The organism is Herpetosiphonaceae bacterium (genome assembly GCA_036374795.1).
In the GTDB taxonomy this organism is placed as follows: Bacteria; Chloroflexota; Chloroflexia; order Chloroflexales; family Kallotenuaceae; genus LB3-1.
Window position 1 is genome coordinate 1 of sequence record DASUTC010000214.1, and the last position, 1,069, is coordinate 1,069.

At 66.2% G+C, this 1,069-nt stretch carries 2 protein-coding genes; both read left to right on the forward strand.

Going from position 1 to position 1,069, the window contains the following annotated elements; genetic code table 11:
• The coding region (locus tag VFZ66_16115) for an MBL fold metallo-hydrolase (protein ID HEX6290716.1) at positions 1-596 on the forward strand (596 nt) is incomplete at its 5' end.
• Positions 597-671: 75 nt separating this feature from the next.
• The coding region (locus VFZ66_16120; protein ID HEX6290717.1) for a hypothetical protein at positions 672-1,069 on the forward strand (398 nt) is incomplete at its 3' end.

Consider the following 1,069-nt stretch of genomic DNA (forward strand, 5'->3'; position numbering starts at 1 on the left):
GCGCGCTGAACGCTGATGTCACAGAGGTGCGCGCGATTCTCCTCACCCACTGGCACAACGATCACTCTGCTGGCGCCCAGGCGCTTCACGCCGAATGTGGCGCACCCGTGTTCTACCATCGCGGCGATGAACCGCAGTTCACACGCGAGGCGGGCGCGAAGGGACTCAGGGGATGGCTGAGCGATCGCATTCCTGAACTCGGGCTCCTCGTCCTGCTCAAGGGGCTGCTGGGCGAAGCCGCGCCCAGAGCCGTTGCGGCCCAGCAGTTCGTTCAGGACGGCGACGTCGTCCTGGGCGACTTCGAGGTCGTGGCAACCCCTGGTCATACGCCAGGACACGTGTCCTATTTCTATCGTCCGGAGCACGCGCTCTTCGCGGGCGATGCATTGGCCGTGATCGACGGCCGCATTCGGTTCATGGCGCGCCCCGTAACGCTCGATCTCGTCGCGGCTCGCGCCTCACTGGAAAAGTGCCTCGCGCTGCAGCCTCGGATCGTCTGTCCGGGGCACCGCGAGCCGTTGGCCGTCGCGGGTCCAGCCTGCGATGCAATGCAGGAGTACCTTCGAACCGGCGGCAAATGGCCCTTGCTTGGCTAGCGTAGCGCCTGACCAGCGTGTCGCCGGGCGTTGCATGCACCCGACGCGCGAGCTAGGTCGATCGCCCCGCAGGTGATGCTCGGCATTAGCGCCACGACCGAGGTGACAGCTGACAAGATGCTCTTTGTGCGCGCTCTGGTGTTCGCCTGCTTGCCGACGGTCCTGTCCGCGCAGGTAGTATCCCCGATCGTGGCCGCTGGAGTGGCCAACCCAGCTGGTGGTCTGGGGACATATCGCAGCGCCGGGCCTGTTGTGCGCGGTGGCGTCGTCTTCGGCAGTCCGCGGCGCATCTCACAGTGGCGTCTGGAGGTGGAGTCTGCCTGGATGCCGGGGCAAAACCGACTGCCCTGGTTCGACTCGCGCGACAAGGACCTGACCAGCGTCGGTGTCTTTGCCACCCTGACCGTGGGCCCCAGGTCGCCGGTCTGGGCACCCTACTTTGCGATCGGAGCAGGATTGCAGCGCCTGACGGC